This is a genomic window from Lewinella sp. IMCC34191, from assembly GCF_003390935.1.
Lineage (GTDB): Bacteria > Bacteroidota > Bacteroidia > Chitinophagales > Saprospiraceae > Neolewinella.
This window is the reverse complement of sequence record NZ_QNQZ01000018.1, coordinates 1-22,080: the sequence shown is the minus strand read 5'-3', so window position 1 is coordinate 22,080 and position 22,080 is coordinate 1. Positions and strand designations below refer to the sequence as shown.

Here is a 22,080-nt window from a genome sequence, read left to right as displayed (position 1 = left end):
CTGCGCTGCGTCGCCCATAAATACCTCTTCGCCAAGGATCTAAATTTGAACCATTTGCAACACTACCTGCACCCTGAGGTTTATGAAATGGCGTGCGGCACCCCAATAACTCAGCTATGAAGAAATCTACCGTAAGAAACCTCTTGAAAGCGCTGGTTGGTCTGGCCATCGTCGTAGTGGGCTATTTCGGCATGATGTGGTTATTCACCATGAAGGAAGATGCTCCCCGGAAGCCCGTCGAAAAGCGGACGCGTACCGTGGAAACCCGCCGCATCACCAACGGCGAACTGGCGGCTACCCTCGACGTGCAGGGGCGCCTGCAGGCCTACAATAAAATTCAGCTGTTCAGCGAAGTAGGCGGTACCGTACTGGAAACCGGCCGGCCCCTTAAGGAAGGAACTTATTTTCCCAAGGGGGAGGTGATCCTGAAAATCGACGACGAAGAGGCGCGGCTGAACCTACAGGCACAGAAGGCGACCCTGATGAACGCGATCGCCTCGATCATGCCCGATCTGAAGATCGACTATCCTGAAAGCTTCGCGGCCTGGGAATCCTACCTGGACGAGTACAGTGTGGACGAGCCGGTACCGGAGTTGCCCACCGCGGTGGATCAGGCCGAAAAGCTCTTCGTAGCCGGCCGCAATCTTTATACCCAGTATTACGGCATCAAGAGCCTGGAGGAGCGACTGAGCAAATACGTTCTCTACGCTCCCTTCTCCGGTGTTCTCACGGAAGTGATGATCGATCAGGGAGCCGTCGTCCGCTCCGGACAGGCACTCGGCGAACTGATGGCCACCGGCTACTACGAGATGGTGGCCACCGTACCGCTTTCCGATCTGGAATACCTCGAGACCGGCAGCCAGGTAACCCTCTACAGTGAAGATATCGAAGGGGAATGGACGGGTAAGATCCGGCGGATCAGCGACCAGATACAGGCCGGCTCCCAAACCGTGGAGGTGTACATCGGGGTGAGTGGTAAAAACCTGCGCGAGGGGATGTATATGCGCGGGGAAGCCGCGGCCCGTACGCTGGATAATGTCGTCGAGATAGACCGCACGCTGCTGATCGATGAGGAAGAAGTATACGTTGTCCGCGACGATAGCCTGCTGACCCTGGTACCCGTTACCGTCGAGAAGAACAACCGCCAGACGGCCATCGTCAGTGGATTGTCTGACGGTACCCACCTACTCACCAGTACGGTACCCGGCGCTTTCGACGGCATGCTGGTGCGTATTGCCGAAACCGAGAATACGGAGTCGCCTTCCGCGGAAGCCACGGAAGTTGGCAATTCGCAACCTACCAGTAGCCTGAAGTAAAACCGACCGATGAGAGGATTTATCAACTACTTCATTAAGTATCCGGTAGCGGCCAACCTATTGATGTTCGGCCTGCTCATCATGGGGGTGCTGAGCCTGACCCAGATGAAGTCGACTTTCTTCCCGGAAACGCCCAGCCGCGAGATTTTCATCCAGGTTGTTTACCCGGGGGCCGGCCCCGAGGAGGTGGAAGAAGGTATCGTCAATAAGATCGAGGAGAATCTGAAAGGCCTGACGGGCATCGAGCGCTATACGAGCGTGAGCTCCGAAAACAGCGGAACGATCACCGTCGAAGTACTGAAGGGGTACGATGCGGACATCATTCTGCAGGACGTTAAAAATGAGGTCGACCGAGTAAGCAGCTTCCCCACGGGAATGGAGCCGCCGGTCATCTTCAAGCAGGAGCGGCTGGGACGGGCCATTTCCTTCGCCCTCACCGGCGAGGGGGCCAACCTCAAGGCGCTGAAAGCTACGGCCCGGCAGGTAGAAAACGACCTGCTGGCCATCGACGGCATCTCCAAGGTGGAAATGTCGGGTTTCCCGGATGAGGAAATCGAGATCGCCTTTCGGGAGGCCGACCTGCGGGCCTACGAACTGACCTTTCAGGAAGCAGCCGATGCCGTTCGCCGTACGAACGTGGACGTCACGGGCGGTACGGTAAAGGGACTCGACGAAGAGCTCCTGCTGCGGGCCCGGAATAAAGAATACTACGCCGACGGACTGCGCGACATCGTCGTGAAGACCACCCCCGACGGCGGAACCGTACGCCTGCGACAGGTCGCTACAGTCCGCGACCGCTGGGCCGATCAGCCCAACCGCGGCTGGGTAGACGGATTGCCCAGTGTACGGGTAGACGTACAGAATACCCTGGAGGAGGACATGCTTTCCATCACCGACAAGGTGAAGGACTACCTCGAAACCTTTAACGCCGAGAGCGCGACCATCCAGGCCAAGGTGATCAGCGATGCGAGCATCACCCTGCGGCAACGTATGGCCACGCTGCAGGAGAACGGCATCATGGGCTTTGTTATCGTCGCCGTCCTGCTGGCGGTCTTTCTCCACTGGCGCCTGGCCTTCTGGGTAGCACTTTCCATTCCGATCAGTTTCGCCGGTATGTTCATCGTCGCCAGCCTGCTGGACATTACGCTGAACGTCATCTCGCTATTCGGCATGATCATCGTAATCGGCATCCTGGTCGACGACGGTATCGTCATCGGGGAGAATATCTATAGTTACCACGAGAAGGGATTACCCCGCATCAAGGCGGCGCTGAACGGTACCGTAGATGTACTCGGTGCGGTCTTCGCGGCCATCCTGACCACGGTCATTGCCTTTTCGAGCTTCTTCTTTATCGACGGACGACTCGGGGACATCTTCCGGGAAATGGCCATCGTGGTCATCTTCTCGCTCATCTTCAGTCTGGTAGAAGGCGCGATCATCCTGCCGACTCACATTGCCCATTCGAAGGCCCTGGACAAGGACGTGAAGCCGAATAAGGTCCAGCGTAGCTTTGACTGGCTGATGAATTTCCTCCGGGACACGCTTTATGCCCCGGTGCTGGCTTGGACCATGCGCTTCAAGTTTTTGACGCTTTCAATCTGCCTGGCGGTCCTATTCCTGAGTATCGGACTGGTAGGGGGTGGCTTCGTGCTGACCACGGTTTTCCCCACCATCGAACGCGACGAAGTAGATATCGCGGTGCAACTGCCCGCCGGTACGCCGGAGACGAAGACCCTGGAGATACTGGAGCGCATCCGTGATGCCTCCAAACGGGTGAACGAGCGCATGAGTGCCGAACTCTACGACGACGGACGCGAACTCGTGACCCGCATCGAGGTGGCGATCGGCCCGACGACCTACCAGGGAAGCCTGGAGGTGGCCCTGTTACCGGGCGAGGAGCGAGGTCCAGTAGACGTGCGTACGGTGCAGAATGCTATCCGCGATGAAGTCGGTACCGTAGAGGAGGCCGAACTGCTGAGCTACGGCGGTAACTCTTTCTTCGGTAAGCCGGTCAGTGTAAGCCTGGTCGGTAGCGACATCGAGCAACTGGAGCGCGCTACGGCCGACGTCAAAGCCGAACTGGAGCAGATGTCCGAACTGACCGACGTGGTGGACAACGACCAGGAAGGCCTGCGGGAGATCAACATCACGCTGAAGGATAAGGCCCGCTATTTAGGGCTGGACCTACAGGATATCGTCGGGCAAGTACGCTCCGGTTTCTTCGGTGCCGAAGCCCAGCGACTGCAGCGGGGCGAAGACGAGGTACGGGTATGGCTGCGCTACGGTGAGAACAGCCGCCGAAGCATCGCGGACCTGAACAATATGCGTGTCCGCCTGCCGGACGGCGGCGAGTACCCCGTATCGGAAATCGTTAATCTGGAACCCCAGCGCGGCGTGATTGCCATCAACCACACGAACGGACAGCGGGAGATCAAGGTGGAAGCGGACATCGCCACAAACGCGGTATCCGTGACGGATATCAATGCTACGGTATCCGATGAGATCATTCCCGCCGTACTGGCCAACTACCCCGGTGTTACCACCGTGCCCGACGGGCAGGTACGCGACCAGATGAAGACCTCCGCCTCGCTGAAGATCGTTCTACCGGTCGTCTTCGGGCTGATGTTCTTCGTGATCGCGCTGACCTTCCGCTCGGCCGGGCAGGCCGCGATCCTGTTCTCGCTCTTACCCTTCGGTCTGATCGGGGTGATCCTGGGGCACTGGCTCATGGGCAAACCGATCTCCCTCTTCTCCGGACTGGGCATGATCGCGCTGGTCGGAGTAATCGTCAACGACGGACTGGTCTTCATTGCTACCTACAACGATAATATCCGCGGCGGTATGAACATGATGGATGCCCTCAACGATGCCGGTAAAAGCCGTTTCCGGCCGATCCTGCTCACCACCCTGACGACCTTCGCCGGACTGGCGCCGCTGCTGTTGGAGACCAGCCGGCAGGCACAGTTCTTAATCCCCATGGCCATTTCGGTAGCCTTCGGGTTGCTGGCTTCTACCATAGTGCTGCTCCTGCTGCTTCCCGCCCTTATCGTGCTGCTGAACCGGAGCCGGGTAGGTGTCAAGCGGATCACGACCGGCAAAAAGCTGGATTACCACGAAGTGGAGCCCGCCTACCGCGAACTGGGTGAGGACGGAATCGATCACGACAAGCCCATCGGTATTACAAAAGTGGATGTTTGATGCGTATTTGTATTGATATGGATGAAGTGATGGTGGATAACTACCAGCGCTACCATCAGCTATTTGAAGAGCAGCAGGGTCGGAAGATCGACCCGAAGGAGTATTACGGTAAGCGGATCTACGACCTGCCCGGCATCGAGTCGATGCGCGACGAACTGCGTAATCCCGGCTTCTTCCGGGATCTGCCGGTCATGAAGGACGCCCGCGAGGTAGTCAGCGAACTGTACGAACATTACGAAGTCTACGTTGTCACCGCCGCTACCGAGTTCAAGCACTCTTTCACCGATAAGTGGGAGTGGCTCGAAGAGCATATGCCCTTCATCCATTGGGAGCGTATCGTTTTCTGCGGTAATAAGAGCATCGTCCACGGCGACTATATGATCGACGATAAGGTCAGCAACCTGCGCACGTTCAACGGGACGGGATTGCTATTCACCGCTTCCCATAATGTCCACGACACCGGCTACCACCGGGTAGCGAACTGGCTGGAAGTCCGCGATTTCTTCCGTCAGGAACGGGCGGCCGAGCAGGCCTCGGAAGGGTGAAAAAGACGGCCAAAAAAGTATGGGACTTCGGTTGGAAGAAGCTCCCCTTTGCCCTGACCGGGCTGGTGGCCACCGGTATCAACTACGGGCTGTATCTATTTCTGGTAGATACTTATCTGCCTCCGCTTCCTGCCACCCTGATTGCTTACTCGAGCAGCGTGGTGCTCAATTTCTTTCTGCAGCGCTACTTCGTCTTCGAGCTGCGGCGATCGCTGCGGTCCGCCTTCGCGCTCAGTATGCTGGTCAGTTTGGGCGGGCTTTTTCTGGATGCGGCCATCGTGTACGGCCTGCATTCCTTCCCTTTATTGGGGGATCGGGAGTGGCTGATCAAGGGGGTGGCTACGGGGGTGGTGTTTTTTTATAATTATTACGGGAAGCGACGGGTGTTTGAAGGGCGGTAGCGCTCGTCCGCCAAACGGAGCGTAGCGGAGTTTGTCTGCCGAGCGCGGGGGGCTCGCCTTCGGCTCGTGGTTCACTACGGAGGCTACGCCGCACGGAGGAATCACAGAGGGGGATGCTCGCCTTCGGCTCGTTTTGTATTGTCTGAAACACAGATTTCACGGATCGCTACGCTAGGGCACGGATAGACACGGATTTACCGCAGGGACAGCTCGCCTTCGGCTCGTTGGTTCACCACGGAGGCTACGCTGCACGGAGGGCTTCACAGAGGAATCACAGAGTCGTTCGTGACAGCATCTCCGTGATTCCTCTGTGAAACCCTCTGCGTACTCTGTGGTAAACCTGATACTACAGTTGCGACTGAAAGTACGCCACGAACTCCGCCACCGTCATAGCCCCCTTATCTCCTTCGCCCTGGATACGCACGGCCACCTGCCCGTTCTCCACTTCCTTTTCGCCCACGATGAGCATGAAGGGAATGCGTTTGAGCTCGGTGTCGCGAATCTTGCGACCGATGGTTTCGTTGCGGTCGTCGACGGAGCCGCGGATGTCGTGCCTGGCTAGCTCGGTGAGGACTTCCTGGCTGTAGTCGTTGAATTTCTCGCTGATCGGCAGGATGGTGAACTGCTCGGGCGTGAGCCAGAGCGGGAACTTACCGCCGGTGTGCTCGATCAGGATGGAGGTGAATCGCTCCAGCGACCCGAAGGGGGCCCGGTGAATCATCACGGGCCGGTGCGGCTGGTTGTCCCGGCCGATGTACTCCAGTTCGAAGCGGTCGGGCAGGTTGTAGTCAACCTGTACGGTACCGAGCTGCCACTGTCGGCCCAGGGCATCGCGGACCATGAAATCCAGCTTGGGCCCGTAGAAAGCCGCTTCACCATAGGCGGTGACGGTCTTCATATCGATCTCCTTGCAGGCATCAATAATGGCCTGCTCGGCGGTTTCCCAGTTCTTCTCGCTGCCGATATACTTCTCGGGGGTTTCGGGGTCGCGGAGGGAGATCTGGGCGGTCACGTCATCGAAGCCGATCATGCCCAAGACCTCTTTCACGATATCGACCACGGCGATGAATTCCCCCTTGACCTGCTCGGGCATGCAGAAGATGTGGGCGTCATCCTGGGTGAAGCCCCGCACGCGGCTGAGTCCGTGGAGTTCGCCGGTCTGCTCGTAGCGGTAGACGGTACCGAATTCGGCGAAACGCAGGGGTAGCTCCCGGTAGCTGCGCGGCCGGAACTTGTACATCTCGCAGTGGTGGGGGCAGTTCATGGGCTTGAGCATGAATTCCTCTCCCTCCTTCGGTGTCTTGATGGGCTGAAAGCTGTCTGCACCGTACTTATCCCAGTGGCCGCTGGTGACGTAGAGTTCCTTCTTGCCAATGTGGGGCGTGGTCACCTGCTGGTAGCCGGCATCCTCCTGCCGGTCTTTCAGGTAATTGATCAGTCGTTCGCGGAGCTGGGTGCCCTTGGGTAACCACATGGGCAGGCCGGCGCCGACCTTCTCGCTGAACATGAACAGTTCGAGTTCCTGGCCGAGCTTGCGGTGGTCGCGTTTCTTGGCCTCTTCCAGCATATCGAGGTACTCCTTTAGCTCCTTGGCCTTGGGGAAGGAAATGCCGTAGATGCGGGTAAGCTGCTTGCGCTTTTCGTCACCGAGCCAGTAGGCCCCGGCTACCTTCATCAGCTTAATGGCCTTGATGGCCCCGGTGTTGGCGATGTGGGGGCCGCGACAGAGGTCGGTGAAGTTGCCCTGGGTGTAGAAGGTGATGCTGCCGTCCTGCAGGCGGTCGAGCAATTCCAGTTTGTAGGGGTCCTGCTTTTCCTTGAAGTAGGCGATGGCATCGGCCTTACTGATGTCCTTGCGGACGTAGTCCACCTTCCGGCGGGCCAGTTCCAGCATCTTCTCCTCGATGCGGGGCAGGTCTTCGGAGCTGATGCTGCGGTCGTCGCCGGTGTCGATATCGTAATAGAAGCCGTTTTCCACGGCGGGGCCGATGCCGAGCTTCACGCCGGGGTACAATTCTTCCAGCGCCTCGGCCATGAGGTGGGCGGTGGAGTGCCAGAAGGTCTCCTTGCCGCCCTGGTCGTTCCAGGTAAGGAGTTCTACCTTGCTGTCTTCGTGGATGGGCCGATCGGCGTCGATGATGGTGCCGTTGACGCGGGCGCTGAGTACGTTACGGGCCAGTCCGGCGCTGATGCTCTGGGCAACGTCCATGGCACTGCTGCCGGCTTCAAATTGGCGGACGCTGCCGTCGGGGAGGGTGATGTCGATCATCGGGCTTGGGTTTTTACCTGCATACGGACGCAGGATTCGGGGCGCGAAGGTAATAAGAAAGGCCTTCGGTGGCCGGAGAAGTTGCCGCCGCGACCTATTCGTCAAGACCATCCGGGGCGATGCGGCCGGCGGACTGCTCCACCACCACCTCGTAGCCGGCCGACTCCGCCAGGTAAGTAATACCCTCCAGCACCGAATTGCCCTGTTCCCGCGCTCGCTGCAACAGATCGCTGCTCAGCGCCTCGTCGCGCAGGCGCTCCTTGGCCCGGCGGTTCAGGCGGCTATAATCCTCGGCCGTAAAGGTGTTGAACCAGCTTTCATTTAGGTTACGGTACGTCATTTCGTGGTCGATGGCGAGGATTTCCGGGTCGGGGAGGTTGCGGATGGTCATCACCCGGGCGTCTGGGTCGAGGGAGATATCCAGTTGTTCCAGGTCGTAGCCGACCAACACGGTGCCGCGCACTTCCACCGTCGCCTGCTTCTCAAAGGAGAATTGGGAAGGAAGCGGTAAATACAGCGTCACGTTGCGCGAGGAAGTAGAGTTGAATATCTCGCTGACGTCGCCTTCCACGGTCACCAGCTTCATGACGTTGCGTACGCGCTCCAGCAGGATGGTGGCTTCTTCCTGCACCGTCTGCTCCTGGCGGTGATTCTGCCACAGCGTCAGCGCGGCCATGCCCAGCAGGAAGGACAGTGCGACAACCAGGAGCGTAAGCACGGTACGATTCATCAGTCGAGTTTGGCCTCCATCGGGTGGCGGAGGTTCTTGTAGGATTTCAGCACCGCCTTTACGCTGCCGACGGTGACGGGTGACTCGATCATGAGGGGGATTTTGTTCCGGTCGTCACTCACGAAGATCTTCATCTCGTCACCTTCCTTAAACATCTCCCCGGTAATAAGTTGGGGGCTGAAGCGCAGCGTATTGTAGCGTCCGCTGTCTTTGATGCGCACGTTCTCCTTCGGTCCGAGGTAATGGATCTTGAGGGGGTGCATCTCCTGGTCCATTACGATCTTGATGGGAATCTCGTCTCCTTCGTCCAGCGCCTGGTAATCCAGGTTCCGGGTGAAGTAGATGATGGAGATCAGGTCATGCATACAGGGATCGACGTCCATGTATTTTGGCTTGGTATCCTCGCGGGTGCGACCGCGGTGGCTGATGATGCGCTCCTCGTCCTGAAAGAAGGTGGTACGGTCATATTTCTGGTAGCCCCCCTCCTGGATGTCCTTGATGTGGATCTTGGGCAGCAGCGTTTCCTTATCCAGGTAACTGGTATAGTTATCGGTTACCTTGTAGAACCACTCGTAGCTCGGGTAGGTACGCCCCTTCACCGTGATGCGGTAGCTGTCCTCCAGGTCCGTGACTTTGAAGGTAACCTCCCCGGCGGCCAGCCACACGAAGTTCCAGTTGTAGTAGAGTTTGTACACGATCTCCTCGCCGGCCTGAAAGCTCGTATTGTCAATGGAGCAGACGTCAGCAACCGGCGGATCGTTTTGGCGGCGGAGCGCAGGATAAGCGCCTTGGTCGACGGAGGAAGGTGCCGTCCCAACCTGGTCCATCGTCACGCCGGGCAGCGCCAAGAACAACAGCAGGAAAGATTTCAACACCAGGGAATTCATCGGGAATAGTTTTTACGCACGATCAACCAGTAACCAGGCACGGCGGGCAGTAATACATTAACGCAGAAGAGGGCCGTATATGCTGCCAGTACCGCAATCGATCCCTCCGGTCCCACCGACCAGAGCAATAATCCAAGCTCCGTGCGGGTCACCAGGTTCAGGCCGGGCGGTAACGGAATGCCGGCCTGCACCAGGTAGATCGCCATGATTCCGGCCATACCGCCGAGAAAGGGCAGTGCGAGTCCGAAAAACCGCAGCAACACGTACAGCTGCACACAGTAAACAACAAAACGCAGCGTAGCGTAGATGCTGCTGCGTGACATTAGCGAAAGCTTAACTTTAGTCAGGGATTCGCGGAGTGTCGTCGCGTCGCGGACAAACCGACCCTCGCTCCAGTCCACTACGCGCAGCAACAGCGGCTTCCCCCCGATGGCCGCCACCAGCAGCAGGAGGGGGCCGATGGGTAAAAACCAACCGTAGGAAACGCCGATGTCTATCTGGGGAAGCCGCCCCACCGTAATCACCAGCGCCGGCCAGGCCAGCAGAAGAAAGGCCACCCACTGGCACAAACTTCCCAGGATCGAGGAGGCTACTACGGCGGGCCATTCCTCCCGGTGCGCCAGGAGCATGCGTCCGCCGATCTCGCCGATCCGGTTCGGAGTAGCCGCGCTCACGCTGACGCCCGCGAGCGTGGCCCGGAATACCTTGGCGAAGGGCCAGTCCAGAAAGGCCCGCAGCAGGAGTTGCCACTTGCGCGTTTCGAGCAACCAGTTGACGGGCATAAGCACGGCGACGAGGGCGAGGTAGCGCCAGTTTCCGGGCCGGGTCAGGGAACGCCAGAAATGCGGCCAGTCGATCTGCCCCGCCACCTTTTGGAACTGGTAGATAAATACGGCCAGCACGGCTACCGTCAGGATTCGGAGCAGCCAGGTGCGGACGGCGGGAGACGGCAGGAAGCGAGAAGACCGGACCATGTGAAGCAACAAAGTACGGCGAGATTAGCGCCAGCCTGGACTTGTTCTCCCACTTCAATCAAATAGTTTTTAGTCCGCTGTTGAACTAAAAATTTGTTGGCCTGCCCTTTTTCCACTTACCTTGCGGGCCTAAGATGTACCTCGATCGCCCTGCCGCGACTACGGCAATCGGGGGCTGTGCCCGTAAACCTCACTCAATTACATTATTCTTGGCCGCCAAAAAAGCTCCCGAACCGGCCGTTTACCGCATCATCGGCATCGACCCCGGTACCGTGGTGCTCGGTTTTGCCGTAGTCGAGGTACATCCCCGCAGCCGCCGCATCGTTGAATTGGGCGTACTCAAGCTCGCCCAGCTCAAGGATCATTCCCGCCGGCTGGAACTGATCCACCGCCGGCTCACCCAGGTGATCCAGGAGCACAAGCCGACGATCATGGCCATCGAGGCCCCCTTCTTCGGCAAGAACCCCCAGTCGATGCTCAAGCTCGGCCGCGCCCAGGGCGTGTGTATGGCCGCCGCCATCGCCCAGGGGCTGGAGGTCACCGAATACGCCCCCCGCAAAATCAAACAGAGCATCACCGGCAACGGCAACGCCAGCAAGGAGCAGGTGGCCGCCATGCTCGAAAACGAATTCGAACTCGATAGCAGCCGCTACCTGGCCGATGCCACCGACGCCCTCGGAGCGGCCATGTGCCACTTCTACCAGAACCGCAGTGCGGTACCGGGCGGAAAGCGATTTTCCGGCTGGGAGGGCTTCCTCAAGGCGAATGCCGATCGGGTGAAATGATCGATCCGCGCCAGTTGCAGGACTTCTTCGAACTCCCACCCGCGGAGCTCGAGCGCCTGTCTCGCAAATTCAGCCCGCTTGAACTGGCGAAGGGGGAGGATTTTTTGCGGCAAGGAAGTTACCACCCCCGCATGGCTTTCGTTCGCACCGGATATCTCCGCATCCACACCGAAACCCAGGGCAAGGAAGTGACCCAGTGGATCGCCCTGCCGGGCTACCTCGTCACTGACCTGGCGGCGCTCTTTTATAACCAGCCCGCCCGCTGGACCATTACGGCCCTTACCGATTGCGAGATGTCCGTCATCTCGGCCGCCGACTACGCCGGACTGGCGCGGGAGATTCCCGGCTGGTCCCGGGCCGAGCGCAGCTTTATAGCGCACTGCTTCGTCACGCTGGAGAATCGCGTCCTGTCCTTCTTATCCATGACCGCCCGCCAGCGGTACGACGCTTTCTTTGCCAACCACCCCGAGCTGTTTAACACCGTTCCGTTGCAATACCTGGCTTCCATGCTGGGTATGACCCCGGAGACGCTGAGCCGTATTCGCGCCGGGCGGGCTTCTTGATCTATATCAACCGGAGGGATGTAATGGCCCCCCAATTTTGGAGAAAAGCAATCGTTATGCCCCTCCAATTATCCACTTCCATCCGCATACAGGCAACCCCCGAACGCATCTGGGCGATCCTGACCGACTTCCCCCGCTACGACGAATGGAACCCCTTTATCACGCCGGCCGGCGGTGAGGCCATCGTGGGGAGCAAGCTGAAATTGACCATTGCCGGCACCGGGTTCCGACCCCGCGTATTGGTGGCCGACCCCAACCGCGAACTTCGTTGGCTGGGGAGTCTCGGCATTCGGGGCTTATTCGACGGGGAACACTATTTCGTGCTCACCCCGCAGGCGGACGGCTCAACCCTCCTCGAACAGGGCGAGCATTTTCTCGGCATATTGGTACCGCTATTCCGGTCGAAGTTGGAAAGCGATACCAAGGCCGGTTTTATTGCCCTGAACGAAGCCCTGCGCGACCGGGCGGAGCGGGCATCAGTTTCGGCTTAGTTCCCGCTCCAGCCTGTACATGAAGTCGTGGTAGTGTACCTCAATGGTGTGCCGCTTGGACCGCTGGAAGTCCCGGTCGATGCGGTCGCTGTCTGCCTCGGCGCGGGCGCGTAGATCGGGGGGTAGGGTGTAGGACCCCGTCATATACGCTGCCGCCAGCCTGGACTGCGCGTCGGCGAGTGGCCAAATGGCCCCCTGCGGCTGAAAGAGCCCGATAAAAATCAGACTGGGATAGTCTGGATGGAACATGCGCAGGTACAGCGGTATGCGGTCCGCTTCCTCATAATCGATCAGCACCCGATCCAGGAAGGGAAAGGTGATGCGGTAGCCCGTGGCCGCTACGATGGTATCGTATTCTTGCTCGGTCCCGTCGGCGAAGGCGACCGTTTTATCCGTTACCCGCTGGATGGCCCTTCGCGGGTGTACCCGGCCGTGGCGAATTTTATAGAGGAGTTCCGAGTTCAGGGTAGGGTGGGTGCTCGTCACGGGTACCGTGGGCGACTCCAGTCCGTACTGCCCGTAGTCACCCACCATCGCCTTCACCGTGAGCCGACGTAGGCCCCGCTGAACGAATTTGGGAAAGTAGCGCAGTGTCTGATTGAAGGTATCAACAGGCCGGCCCAAAAAGAACTTCGGCAGGATATAGTGCGCGCGCCGGATGCTGATGTCAGTCCGGCGGGCCAGTCGGCTGATCTCGACCGCGCAGTCGCAGCCGGAATTGCCGCCCCCGATCACCAGCACCCGTTCGCCGGCGAAGGACCGGTTGTTTTTGTAATCGTGGCTGTGCAGATACCGTCCCGTGAAGGCCGCCCGGACGTCCTCGGGGTGCCGGGGGGCATGGTGATGGCCGTTAGCGACGATCAGGTAATCGTATTCGGTCGATTCGCCGGTATCCGTCGTGAGCCGCCAGCGTTGGTCCGGGAGCAGATGAGCCCCGGTTACGCGGGTGCTGAATTGAATGTATGGCCGCAGGTTGAAATGCTTGGCGTAGCTCCGGAAGTAGGCCAGGACCTGCTCGTGGCTGGGATAATCCGGGTAATCGTCCGGCATCGGAAAGTCGAGGTAGGCGCTCAGCGATTTACTGCTGATGAGATGCGTAGTCTCGCATACGCTGCTGTGCCCCGGTTGCTCGGAGTAAAGCCAGTTGCCGCCTATATCGTCGTTCGCTTCGTAGCAGGTGACCTCCATGCCCCGCTCGCGGCAGTTTTTGATCGCCGTAAGCCCCGAGCACCCGGCGCCGATGATCGCCACGGTAGCATGCTTCTTCATGGAAGGAAGATAGGAAGTCTAGAACCACACCCTCACCGCCAGCAGTAGGCCGAAAAGCCCGAGGGCAACCGCCCCCGCCCGCTGGGCCCGCAGCATGGTCGCCGGCCGTAGCAGTTCCCGGATCTTGCGTGCCCCGAGCACCTTACACGAGTCGGCGATGATAATCGTACCCATGATGCCTCCGTATACCGCCAGCGGTTCGTACGACAGTAGGTTACGGTTGTGTACCTGCGTTACGACGAAGGTGGACCAAAAAAATGCCGTGAAGGGGTTGAACGTATTGAGCGCGAAGCCCTGGAACCAGGCACTCAGGAGGCCGCGGCGGGAGGGCATGATCCGCTTGGCTTTGAGGTTGGGCGGCTTGCGGTACCACATGACCACCCCGACACCGATCAGCAGGATAGAGCCGATGGTACCGACGATCTCGTGGATGTATTCGTAGTCGAGTAGTCGTTCGAGACCTTCCAGTCCGAAGTGCGAAAGGGAGATGTAGAGTACGTCACTGGTCCAGATGCCCAGGGCGGCGGCAAAACTGGCAACCGTGCCCCGGCGCAGACTCAGCTGTACCAGGAGGACGACCAGTGGCCCGACCAGCAGGGAGAGTACCAGACCCGCCCGAATGCCTTCCCAGACAAACCACAACATCTAGGCTTCTTCGAGTAGCTGGGCGGCGTGCGTCTTGGTCTTAACCTTGGTAATTACACGCTCGATCTTGCCCTGTTCGTCAATGACGAAGGTGGTCCGGTGGACGCCGTCGTACTCTCGACCCATGAATTTCTTCGGCCCCCACACGCCGAAAGCATCCATGATCCGGTGATCTTCGTCGGCGACCAGCGGCATGGGTAAGTCGTATTTATCGATGAATTTTTGGTGTTTCTTCGGGTTGTCGGGGCTGATGCCGAGTAGTTCGTAGCCCGCCTTCTTAAGATCGCCGTGGTAGTCGCGCAGGCTACAGGCCGCCGCCGTACAGCCGGGGGTGTCGTCTTTCGGATAAAAGAAAATAATGAGTTTCTTCCCGGCGTAGTCGGAGAGCGATACAGTCGAACCGTCCTGTAGGGTCCCCGTAAACGCAGGTGCCTGGTCGCCAGCTTGGAGTGTAGTCATACGGATTGAAACAAGGCCTTCCCCTCCGGGTTCAGAAAGATAAAGACCCACCGTGCCCACCCAATTCGCTTATATTCTGGTCATCCTGATCCTGGTTGGCGTACTGATCTACCGACCGATCATGAAACTGGCGCGCCGCGACATGGCCGCTCGCACGGCGGCGGGGCTCAGTAATTCGGTGGTGTACGCCATTCTGTTATTGCCCGTTGTCGGTCCGGTTTTTTACCTGCTGATACGGAAGGCCATGCTGCCTAAAGAATGAGCTTAGCCGTCCGCTGCCTGATCCATTATACTTTTGCGGCGGTGCGCAGGAAGAATGGGAATGCCGGAACGAATACTTAACTCAACCAAAAAGCAATACTTTGGCGGAAACCACGACCATGAAATTCGGCATAGATCTCGGCGGAACCAAAATAGAAGGTGTCGTAATGGACGATATGGGAGACGTCATCGAAAGACGGCGTATCCCCACCGAACGGGAGAAAGGCTACGATCACATCATCGGTAATATTAAGCGCGTCGTCGATCAATTGGAGGAGGTTACCGGCCTCAGCGCCGAGCACATCGGAGTTGGTACCCCGGGTACGATCGACCCGCCGACCGGCCTAATGAAGAACAGCAATACCGTCGTCCTGAACGGCCAGCCGCTGGGCCGCGACCTGGAGAAGTTGCTGAATAAACCCGTCACCCTGGCCAACGACGCCAACTGCTTTGCCGTAGCCGAAACACTCATGGGCTGCGTCCCCGAGCAGGCACCGGATGCGAAGGTCGTCTTCGGCGTCATCCTCGGTACCGGCACGGGCGGCGCGGTCGTGGTGAATCAGAAGATCGTAGCCGGAGCACAGGGCATCGGGGGCGAGTGGGGGCATACCTTCCTCGACCACTCCGGCGGTCACTGCTACTGCGGCCGGGTAGGCTGTACGGAGCAGATCATCGCCGGCCCGGCCCTCGAGCGCTACTACCTGCGCATGAGCGGTAATGCATTGAGCATGCGCGATATCGTGCCCCGTCACCGCGGCGGCAATGACCCGGCGGCAACGCGCACCCTCGAACGCTTCTTCCACTTCTTCGCCAAAGGCATCGCCAATATCATCAACGTCCTCGACCCGGACGTCGTCGTGCTAGGCGGCGGCCTCGGCAACATCGACGAGCTCTACGAATACGGCGTACCCCAGGTGGTCGATCACCTTTTCAACCCCCGCATGGACACCAAATTCCTGAAGCCCAAGCTCGGCGATTCCGCCGGCGTCTTCGGCGCCGCCCTGCTATAACGCTGCCTCCGACAGCGCCAGTACAAAGCTGTTTCCAACAGCGATGTAAAACGCACTCTCCGAGTGCGCTGGCGGCGGAACCTCGCGGTTGGAAACCGCGTTGCACCAGAAAATAGCGCAACCATGGCCGACCAAGAAAAACCCAAGATTCCCTATTGGCACGTCTACACCGATAAAGACGGCACCAGCAAGCAGAAGAAAGAGTACCTCACCGACTTCAACCTTGAGAGCATGGGCGGCGACTCCGACAAGCAGTGGAACAACAAGCTGACCAAAGGCGCCACCCAGATCATCTTCAGCGAACTACCCGCCGATTTCGATGGCGACTGGCATGAAAACCCCGCCCCCCAGTGGATCATTCCCCTCAGCGGCGGCTGGTGGGTAGAAACCATGGACGGCACCCGCGTCGAGATGCGCGAGGGCGAACTCAGTTTCGGCGCCGACCAGGGCACCAAGGACGAGAAAGGACACAAATCCGGCCCCCTCGACGGCAAGCCCTGTAAGATGATGATCGTGCAGTGGAAGGATAAGAAGGAGCTGGAGGGCGGTAAGGTGGCGCCGCACGCGCTGTAGGAAGTACGAGGTTTGAAGTACGAAATACAAAGTACGAAGGTGCCACCCATCACCGAGGCCATCTTCGAAGCTACCATCCCGGGTTGAGGACCTCCCGGTCCGAACGCACCCGAGCGCAGCGAGGGGTACCATACCGCAAACCCGAGTCATGACCGCTCCTCAGTGACTAGCTCCCAGTCGGACCTGGAGGTCCTCCGCCCGTGACGATTCCCGCAGTCGGTGCCGGCCATTCCGGGTTGAGGACCCCCCGGTCCGAACCCACCCGAGCGCAGCGAGGGGTAAGTGTGACACTGCGGTCGCAAGCAGTCGGACTGGAAGTCCTCCACCCATAACCGTGCGTACCCTAGGTGCTAATACCCCGGGTTGAGGACCTCCCGGTCCGAACGCACCCGAGCGGAGCGAGGGGTAAGTGTGACACGGCGGTCGCAAGCAGTCGGACTGGAAGTCCTCCACCCATAACCGTGCGTACCCTAGGTGCTAACACCCCGGGTTGAGGACCTCCCGGTCCGAACGCACCCGAGCGGAGCGAGGGGTAAGTGTGACACGGCGGTCGCGAGCAGTCGGACTGGAAGTCCTCCACCCATAACCGTGCGTACCCTAGGTGCTAACACCCCGGGTTGAGGACCTCAGGTCCGAACGCACCCGAGCGGAGCGAGGGATAAGTGTGACACGGCGGTCGCGAGCAGTCGGACTGGAAATCCTCCACCCATAACCGTGCGTACCCTAGGTGCTATCACCCCGGGTTGAGGACCTCCTGGTCCGAACGCACCCGAGCGAAGTGAGGGGCAACGATTACCCCTAAAGGCCGTAGCGTAGGATATCTTATTGCCGCCGGATCTATTCCGGTCGGCTGCCCCACCAGTCCGCGTTGGGCGACCAATCTTCCCGGAACATCTCCCGGCGTTGGTTTTCCAAGCGGGGCAGGAGCGTGTCCCGGTAGAAGATCTCTTTTTGCCGGAATAGGGCTAAATCAAATTCCGGATCCGGGCGGGGGTAGGCGGCACCCCTGTCCTCCAGGAAAGTCAACAATTCGGTGCGAAGTTCCTCGACGCGATCGGGTTGATCGTTTGCGAGATCCGCTTTTTCCTGCGCTCCGCCGCCCAAACGGTACAACTCGTCGTGCCCGTCTTCCCAGTAGTGGATGAGCTTCCAGTCGCCGCGCCGGATCACCGAGCTGGGGTCGCCACCCTGGTTGCCGTAGTGGGGGTAGTGCCAGATGAGTGCGCGTTCGGGCCAGTCGTCGTCGCGCAGCAGGGGCATGAGGTTCTTGCCATCGATGATCTGGGGCGGCTCCACGTCAAGACCCGACAGGGAGACGAGGGTGGGGTAGAGGTCCGCCCCGATGACGGCTTCACTGATAGTCTGGTGGGGGATACGATCTCCGACGCGGAGGAACAGCGGCTCCCGAATGCCGCCCTCCCACTGGTAGCCTTTGCCGCCGCGCAGGGGTAAGTTGCTGGTGGCGTAGGCGTCGCCGCTGGCTACGCCGCCGTTGTCGGAGGTGAATACGACGATCGTGTTGTCGGCAATACCGAGGGAGTCCAGGGCGTCGAGCACGATACCCACGGCGTCGTCCATCTGCCGCACCAGTCCGGCGTACACGGGATTGTCCTGTTCGGTGCGGATGGGCAGGCGGCGTTCCATGGAGAAGGCACTTTGGGCGTTACCGCCCTCCACGGCCTTATTGCGAAAGTAGCGCCAGTCCTCCTCCGTGGTCTGGATGGGACCGTGTACGGCATAAAAGCTGAGGAAGGCGAAGAAGGGGCCCGGTTCGCCAAAGATAAACTCCTTGGTTTCCCGGGCCAGCCGCCGGGAGAGGTTCTCCCCGGGCAGCCGATTCGGGAGGTCGCGATTGTCATAGGGGTCGAAGTAGCCGCCCACCGGGGATCCTTTATCATTTCCGCCTACGTTGACGTCGAAACCGTGGTCGGTGGGCATGCTCCCCGCGCCCCCCAGGTGCCACTTGCCGGCGAAGAAAGTGCGGTAGCCGTTCTGCTGGAAGGCTTCGGCGAGGGTGAGGGCGCTATCGGGGAGGACGCGGTTATACTGCGGCGGCAGGTGGGAGGTGAACCGATTGTACCGCCGCCATTCTTCTTCCGCCGGTGCCCCGATCCAGTCGGTGATGCCGTGGGTAGCCGTGAACTGCCCGAGCATGATCGACGCCCGGGAGGGACTGCACACCCGACTGCCGGCGTAAGCCTGGTCGAAAACGACGGAGGAAGCCGCCAAGCGGTCGAGATTGGGCGTTTCGTAGTAGGTAGAGCCGGTGAATCCCAGGTCGTGGTAGCCTAAATCATCGGCCAGGATGAATACGACGTTCGGTGGCTGCTCCCCCGGATCCCGGTTGGAGGAAGGGCGAGGTTGGCAACCCAACAACAAACAGCCAAGTAGAACAACGGACACGCATCGACTCATCCACGAAAGCTAGCGGATTAGGGCGGGATGGACAAGGGGGTGTGCTTCCGTGAGCAAGTCAACCGGGTAACGACGCCCCGCGCAGCCGAGCGCAAATCCGTGGAATTTAGGTATGCGGGATCATCCGTGGCCATCCGTGCCCTAATCTGAGTAGGCGCAGCCGATCCGTGTTTACGTGGAGCCGGGGGGCTGGTGGTGTGATGGGCCGAAGGCCTGTCTGCATCTGCTTGATCCGGAGGTGGAAGCGGTGAAATTTGGGCGCTAATCCGCTCATCCTCTTTGGAGTCTGCGGTTTAGCTATTAGGTACTTCGCAGCCGGAGGCTGCTTCGAACGGCGCGGTCGGAGACCGCGTTGTACTAAACGGCCCCACCCTCCGAGGAAGATGGGGCCGAAGTTGACCGTTCCGGTAAGCCGGGTTCTGTCGGCCCCTCCGAAGAAGGACGCTCCACCATTTATCTAGGCCGCCGGTTGCCCGACGGCTCGATCTACCTACCCGCAGTGCTGGGGTTCGACCGGGCCGGCCGCATCCCCGGAGGGAACGCACTGCTGTTTGGTATTTCAACCCACGGGGTTTACCTCCATCCCGTATTACTACGCGAAGGCGTGGGCTCTTACCCCACGGTTTCACCCTTACCTCCCGTGAAGGAGGCGGTTTGCTTTCTGTTGCACTTTCCGTGCCTTCCCGGAGGAAGACCCCGGCCGTTAGCCGGCGTGGTGCCCTGCGTTGCCCGGACTTTCCTCTTGCCCACGAGGGACAAGCGGTGGAGTGGACGGTCAGGAAGTATAAACCCTTTAGCCGCCGCGGGGTTGTTGACGCTATGAAAACAGCCGTCATCGGAGCGGGCATTGCCGGGCTCGCCGCCGCCGTTCGCCTGGCCGTCCAGGGCCACGAGGTGGAGGTGTACGAGGCGGCCGACGGACCCGGGGGGAAGCTGCACGAATTTTCGCTGGAAGGGGGCTACCGCTTCGACTTCGGCCCCTCCCTCTTCACCATGCCGCAGTACGTCGACGAGCTCTTCGAACTGGCCGGCGAAGACCCCCGCGACCACTTCAACTACGCGCGCCTGGACGAAGTCTGCCGCTACTGGTGGCCCGACGGAACCCGCTTTACCGCTCCGGCGGATACCGATGACCTGGTCCGGGAAGCCGCTCAGACCTTCAACGTGAGCGAGGTGGCGATGCGTAAATTTATGGACAAGGCCGCCGAGAAGTACGAACTGACCGGTCGCACCTTCCTCGAAAAGAGCCTCCACAAGATCGGTACCTGGCTGGATCCGCAGGTGGCCTACGCCATGCTGAAGATCCCGGGCCTGGATCTCTTCCGGAGTATGCACGACGTCCACGCCGCGGCCTTTGATGATCCCCGGCTGGTGCAGCTCTTCGACCGCTTCGCGACCTACAACGGCAGTAACCCCTACAAGGCACCGGGGCTGCTGAGCATGATCCCCCACTTCGAGCACCATTTCGGGGCCTACCTGCCAACCGGGGGGATGTTCGACATCACCACCGCCGTCTACGAGCTGGGCCAGCGGTTGGGCGTACGCTACCACTTCGGCCAGCGGGTGGAGCAAATTTATTGCGGCGGAGCGCAGGTAGAAGGCCTACGGGTAAGCGGGGTTGAGCTTCCCTTCGATACCGTCGTGTGCAATATGGACGTCTGGCTCGCCTACGATCGTCTGCTCCCCAAGGCCAAGCAACCCGGTATCACCCTGAAACAGCAGAAAAGCACCAGTGCGGTCATCTTTTACTGGGGCATCGACCGAAAATTTGACGAGCTAGGACTGCACAACATCTTCTTCAGCCGCGACTACGCCTCCGAGTTTGAGAAGCTCGAAGGAGGTGATCTGCACGACGACGTCACGATTTACGTCAACGTTAGCAGTAAGCTGGTGCCGCAGGACGCCCCGCCCGGCCACGAAAATTGGTTCGTGATGGTCAACGCCCCCGCCCACGCCGGCCAGGATTGGGATAGCCTGGTTTCGGACCTTCGGGAACGGGTGCTGAAGACGTTGGGGGAAAGGCTTTTACCTGCGCTCCGCCGCCATAATGGGGAGGCTGGAAACCTGGAGGATCATATTCGTGCGGAACGGATCGTTCGGCCACCCGACATCGAAACCCTCACCGGGAGCCACCAGGGTGCGCTCTACGGCAGCAGCAGCAACAACCGGATGGCGGCCTTTCTGCGGCACCCCAACTTCAGTCGGAACATTGACGGACTGTACTTCCTCGGGGGCAGCGTGCATCCGGGTGGGGGCGTACCGCTGTGCCTGCTATCGGCCAAGATCGTGGCGGATCTTGTTAAGGCGCCTTAACGGAGCCTCACCAAACATGGTGTATGCATACCCTGTTTTGGTAGATGCATTCAAATCAACAAAGCATTATGAAGACTATTTATAAATCATGCACCGTACTCGTACTGGCCGTTCTGATGGTATTTGCCACCGGCTGTAATACCAGCAAAGCCGTCAAAGGCGGCGCTGCGGGTGGTGCTATCGGCGGTGTCGTAGGCGGCATCATCGGTAAGAACAACGGAAGCGGTACCAAGGGAGCCATCATCGGATCCGTAGTCGGTGGTGCGGCCGGTGCCGTCATCGGTGACTACATGGATAAGCAGGCCGAAGAGATCGAGCAGATTGAAGGTGCCGAAGTGGAGCGCGTAGGCGAGGGCATCATGGTGACCTTCGATAGCGGAATCCTCTTTGAATTCGGTAGCTACAGTCTTACCGAAGCCTCCAAGGTGGAGCTCACCCGGATGGCCGACGTATTCAAAAAGTACCCCGAGACCGACATCATGATCGACGGTCATACCGACAGTGTAGGTAGCGATAAGTCTAACCAACGGCTGAGCGAGCAGCGTGCCGCCAGCGTCGCCGATTACCTCGCCGAAACCGGCATCGATCGCCTGCGCATGCAGACCGTCGGCCACGGAGAAACCCTTCCTGTCGCCTCGAATGACACCGACGAAGGCCGTGCCGCCAACCGTCGCGTAGAGGTAGGCATCACCGCCAACGAGCAACTGCAGGAAAAAGCCCAGGACGGTACCCTTACCGTTCCTGAATAACGGATACTTTATCCCTTTCGCGAACGGCGACGGACTTCGGTCTGTCGCCGTTTTGTATTTAGGGCACGGTGGCGGAGCTCCCCCTCCGCTAAAAGGAGAAGTTGGCATTACTTGGAGGCACCCAATACTGAGCCAGTTATGTTCATTGCCTCGCTGTGAGAGGCCCGAAGCTGGAGCTTCGGGACCCGGGGGTGATCAGGGTGGCGGAGCTCCAGCTCCGCCGAATG

Annotated in this window: 20 protein-coding genes and 1 other RNA gene; 12 read left to right on the top strand and 9 right to left on the bottom strand. The window is 59.6% G+C overall.

The window, feature by feature from the left end; all coding sequences use genetic code 11:
- Window positions 1-116: 116 nt before the first annotated feature.
- The 4 genes from DRW39_RS21690 to DRW39_RS21675 are packed head-to-tail and all read left to right on the top strand — an operon-like array spanning window position 117 to window position 5,460.
- On the top strand, window positions 117-1,316 hold the full coding sequence (locus DRW39_RS21690; protein ID WP_116109301.1) for an efflux RND transporter periplasmic adaptor subunit: 1,200 nt from the start codon (window positions 117-119) through the stop codon (window positions 1,314-1,316).
- Between the two features lie 9 nt (window positions 1,317-1,325).
- The gene (locus tag DRW39_RS21685) at window positions 1,326-4,514 is read left to right on the top strand and encodes an efflux RND transporter permease subunit (RefSeq protein WP_116109300.1); all 3,189 of its coding nucleotides are present in this window, start codon (window positions 1,326-1,328) and stop codon (window positions 4,512-4,514) included.
- Window positions 4,514-5,059 (top strand): 5' nucleotidase, NT5C type, encoded by a 546-nt coding sequence (locus tag DRW39_RS21680; protein ID WP_116109298.1) that lies wholly within the window; start codon window positions 4,514-4,516, stop codon window positions 5,057-5,059. The genes DRW39_RS21685 and DRW39_RS21680 overlap by 1 nt, the downstream gene beginning before the upstream one ends.
- Window positions 5,056-5,460: a GtrA family protein gene (locus DRW39_RS21675; protein WP_157976299.1), complete on the top strand. Its 405-nt coding sequence runs from the start codon at window positions 5,056-5,058 to the stop codon at window positions 5,458-5,460. Before DRW39_RS21680 ends, DRW39_RS21675 begins: the two co-directional genes overlap by 4 nt.
- A 346-nt stretch (window positions 5,461-5,806) precedes the next feature.
- Here the strand turns inward: DRW39_RS21675 and thrS are convergent, their stop codons facing one another.
- The 4 genes from thrS to DRW39_RS21655 form a co-directional block, all read right to left on the bottom strand.
- Window positions 5,807-7,729 (bottom strand): threonine--tRNA ligase, encoded by a 1,923-nt coding sequence (gene thrS, locus DRW39_RS21670; protein WP_116109295.1) that lies wholly within the window; start codon window positions 7,727-7,729, stop codon window positions 5,807-5,809.
- Window positions 7,730-7,823: 94 nt separating this feature from the next.
- Window positions 7,824-8,459, bottom strand: coding sequence for a DUF4230 domain-containing protein (locus tag DRW39_RS21665; RefSeq protein WP_116109293.1), 636 nt, complete (start codon window positions 8,457-8,459; stop codon window positions 7,824-7,826).
- A complete protein-coding gene (locus DRW39_RS21660; protein ID WP_232830217.1) occupies window positions 8,459-9,346 on the bottom strand; it encodes a DUF3108 domain-containing protein in 888 nt (295 codons plus the stop codon). Before DRW39_RS21660 ends, DRW39_RS21665 begins: the two co-directional genes overlap by 1 nt.
- On the bottom strand, window positions 9,343-10,320 hold the full coding sequence (locus DRW39_RS21655; RefSeq protein ID WP_116109291.1) for a lysylphosphatidylglycerol synthase domain-containing protein: 978 nt from the start codon (window positions 10,318-10,320) through the stop codon (window positions 9,343-9,345). The genes DRW39_RS21660 and DRW39_RS21655 overlap by 4 nt, the downstream gene beginning before the upstream one ends.
- A 209-nt stretch (window positions 10,321-10,529) precedes the next feature.
- On the opposite strand from DRW39_RS21655, the gene ruvC reads away from it, so the two are divergent.
- Genes ruvC through DRW39_RS21640 form a run of 3 tightly spaced genes read left to right on the top strand, consistent with a single transcriptional unit; the run spans window position 10,530 to window position 12,159 of the window.
- Window positions 10,530-11,105, top strand: a complete 576-nt coding sequence (gene ruvC / locus DRW39_RS21650; RefSeq protein ID WP_232830216.1) for a crossover junction endodeoxyribonuclease RuvC — start codon at window positions 10,530-10,532, stop codon at window positions 11,103-11,105.
- Complete coding sequence (locus DRW39_RS21645; protein ID WP_116109288.1) at window positions 11,102-11,668, top strand: Crp/Fnr family transcriptional regulator; 567 nt, start codon at window positions 11,102-11,104, stop codon at window positions 11,666-11,668. The genes ruvC and DRW39_RS21645 overlap by 4 nt, the downstream gene beginning before the upstream one ends.
- Window positions 11,669-11,724: 56 nt before the next feature.
- Window positions 11,725-12,159 carry an SRPBCC domain-containing protein gene (locus tag DRW39_RS21640; RefSeq protein WP_116109286.1) on the top strand — a complete coding sequence of 145 codons (435 nt, stop codon included), beginning with the start codon at window positions 11,725-11,727 and terminating at the stop codon, window positions 12,157-12,159.
- On the opposite strand, the gene DRW39_RS21635 is transcribed toward DRW39_RS21640, so the two are convergent.
- From DRW39_RS21635 to bcp, 3 genes are read right to left on the bottom strand one after another with little or no spacing between them, the layout of a single operon-like run.
- Entirely contained in the window at window positions 12,145-13,428 is a 1,284-nt protein-coding gene (locus tag DRW39_RS21635) for an NAD(P)-binding domain-containing protein (RefSeq protein WP_116109284.1), read from the bottom strand. The genes DRW39_RS21640 and DRW39_RS21635 overlap by 15 nt on opposite strands.
- 18 nt (window positions 13,429-13,446) lie before the next feature.
- The gene (locus tag DRW39_RS21630) at window positions 13,447-14,073 is read right to left on the bottom strand and encodes a LysE family translocator (RefSeq protein WP_116109283.1); all 627 of its coding nucleotides are present in this window, start codon (window positions 14,071-14,073) and stop codon (window positions 13,447-13,449) included.
- The gene (gene bcp, locus DRW39_RS21625) at window positions 14,074-14,532 is read right to left on the bottom strand and encodes a thioredoxin-dependent thiol peroxidase (RefSeq protein ID WP_116109281.1); all 459 of its coding nucleotides are present in this window, start codon (window positions 14,530-14,532) and stop codon (window positions 14,074-14,076) included.
- A 52-nt stretch (window positions 14,533-14,584) separates the two neighbouring features.
- On the opposite strand from bcp, the gene DRW39_RS21620 reads away from it, so the two are divergent.
- The 3 genes from DRW39_RS21620 to DRW39_RS21610 all read left to right on the top strand — a co-directional run bounded on the left by DRW39_RS21620 (window position 14,585) and on the right by DRW39_RS21610 (window position 16,376).
- Window positions 14,585-14,794, top strand: coding sequence for a hypothetical protein (locus tag DRW39_RS21620; RefSeq protein WP_116109280.1), 210 nt, complete (start codon window positions 14,585-14,587; stop codon window positions 14,792-14,794).
- 118 nt (window positions 14,795-14,912) lie between these two features.
- A complete protein-coding gene (locus DRW39_RS21615; protein ID WP_116109278.1) occupies window positions 14,913-15,803 on the top strand; it encodes an ROK family protein in 891 nt (296 codons plus the stop codon).
- A gap of 123 nt (window positions 15,804-15,926) precedes the next feature.
- Window positions 15,927-16,376: a cupin domain-containing protein gene (locus DRW39_RS21610; protein ID WP_116109276.1), complete on the top strand. Its 450-nt coding sequence runs from the start codon at window positions 15,927-15,929 to the stop codon at window positions 16,374-16,376.
- Window positions 16,377-17,213: 837 nt separating this feature from the next.
- On the opposite strand, the gene DRW39_RS21605 is transcribed toward DRW39_RS21610, so the two are convergent.
- The gene (locus DRW39_RS21605; RefSeq protein WP_116109275.1) at window positions 17,214-18,791 is read right to left on the bottom strand and encodes a sulfatase; all 1,578 of its coding nucleotides are present in this window, start codon (window positions 18,789-18,791) and stop codon (window positions 17,214-17,216) included.
- Between the two features lie 392 nt (window positions 18,792-19,183).
- Window positions 19,184-19,569: RNase P RNA component class A (gene rnpB, locus DRW39_RS21600), an RNA gene on the bottom strand.
- Window positions 19,570-19,610: 41 nt separating this feature from the next.
- Between rnpB and crtD the strand changes: the two genes are divergently transcribed.
- A complete protein-coding gene (crtD, locus tag DRW39_RS21595; protein ID WP_116109353.1) occupies window positions 19,611-21,104 on the top strand; it encodes a 1-hydroxycarotenoid 3,4-desaturase CrtD in 1,494 nt (497 codons plus the stop codon).
- Between the two features lie 68 nt (window positions 21,105-21,172).
- Complete coding sequence (locus tag DRW39_RS21590; protein ID WP_116109273.1) at window positions 21,173-21,853, top strand: OmpA family protein; 681 nt, start codon at window positions 21,173-21,175, stop codon at window positions 21,851-21,853.
- Window positions 21,854-22,080: the final 227 nt, after the last annotated feature.

Bases quoted from the DNA above. Each gene is read 5' to 3' on its own strand.
- DRW39_RS21690 (WP_116109301.1), top strand. From the start codon at position 117: ATGAAGAAATCTACCGTAAGAAACCTCTTGAAAGCGCTGGTTGGTCTG.
- DRW39_RS21685 (WP_116109300.1), top strand. From the start codon at position 1,326: ATGAGAGGATTTATCAACTACTTCATTAAGTATCCGGTAGCGGCCAAC.
- DRW39_RS21680 (WP_116109298.1), top strand. From the start codon at position 4,514: ATGCGTATTTGTATTGATATGGATGAAGTGATGGTGGATAACTACCAG.
- thrS (WP_116109295.1), bottom strand. From the start codon at position 7,729: ATGATCGACATCACCCTCCCCGACGGCAGCGTCCGCCAATTTGAAGCC.
- DRW39_RS21665 (WP_116109293.1), bottom strand. From the start codon at position 8,459: ATGAATCGTACCGTGCTTACGCTCCTGGTTGTCGCACTGTCCTTCCTG.
- DRW39_RS21660 (WP_232830217.1), bottom strand. From the start codon at position 9,346: ATGAATTCCCTGGTGTTGAAATCTTTCCTGCTGTTGTTCTTGGCGCTG.
- DRW39_RS21655 (WP_116109291.1), bottom strand. From the start codon at position 10,320: ATGGTCCGGTCTTCTCGCTTCCTGCCGTCTCCCGCCGTCCGCACCTGG.
- DRW39_RS21645 (WP_116109288.1), top strand. From the start codon at position 11,102: ATGATCGATCCGCGCCAGTTGCAGGACTTCTTCGAACTCCCACCCGCG.
- DRW39_RS21640 (WP_116109286.1), top strand. From the start codon at position 11,725: ATGCCCCTCCAATTATCCACTTCCATCCGCATACAGGCAACCCCCGAA.
- DRW39_RS21635 (WP_116109284.1), bottom strand. From the start codon at position 13,428: ATGAAGAAGCATGCTACCGTGGCGATCATCGGCGCCGGGTGCTCGGGG.
- DRW39_RS21630 (WP_116109283.1), bottom strand. From the start codon at position 14,073: ATGTTGTGGTTTGTCTGGGAAGGCATTCGGGCGGGTCTGGTACTCTCC.
- bcp (WP_116109281.1), bottom strand. From the start codon at position 14,532: ATGACTACACTCCAAGCTGGCGACCAGGCACCTGCGTTTACGGGGACC.
- DRW39_RS21615 (WP_116109278.1), top strand. From the start codon at position 14,913: ATGAAATTCGGCATAGATCTCGGCGGAACCAAAATAGAAGGTGTCGTA.
- DRW39_RS21610 (WP_116109276.1), top strand. From the start codon at position 15,927: ATGGCCGACCAAGAAAAACCCAAGATTCCCTATTGGCACGTCTACACC.
- DRW39_RS21605 (WP_116109275.1), bottom strand. From the start codon at position 18,791: ATGAGTCGATGCGTGTCCGTTGTTCTACTTGGCTGTTTGTTGTTGGGT.
- crtD (WP_116109353.1), top strand. From the start codon at position 19,611: ATGAAAACAGCCGTCATCGGAGCGGGCATTGCCGGGCTCGCCGCCGCC.
- DRW39_RS21590 (WP_116109273.1), top strand. From the start codon at position 21,173: ATGAAGACTATTTATAAATCATGCACCGTACTCGTACTGGCCGTTCTG.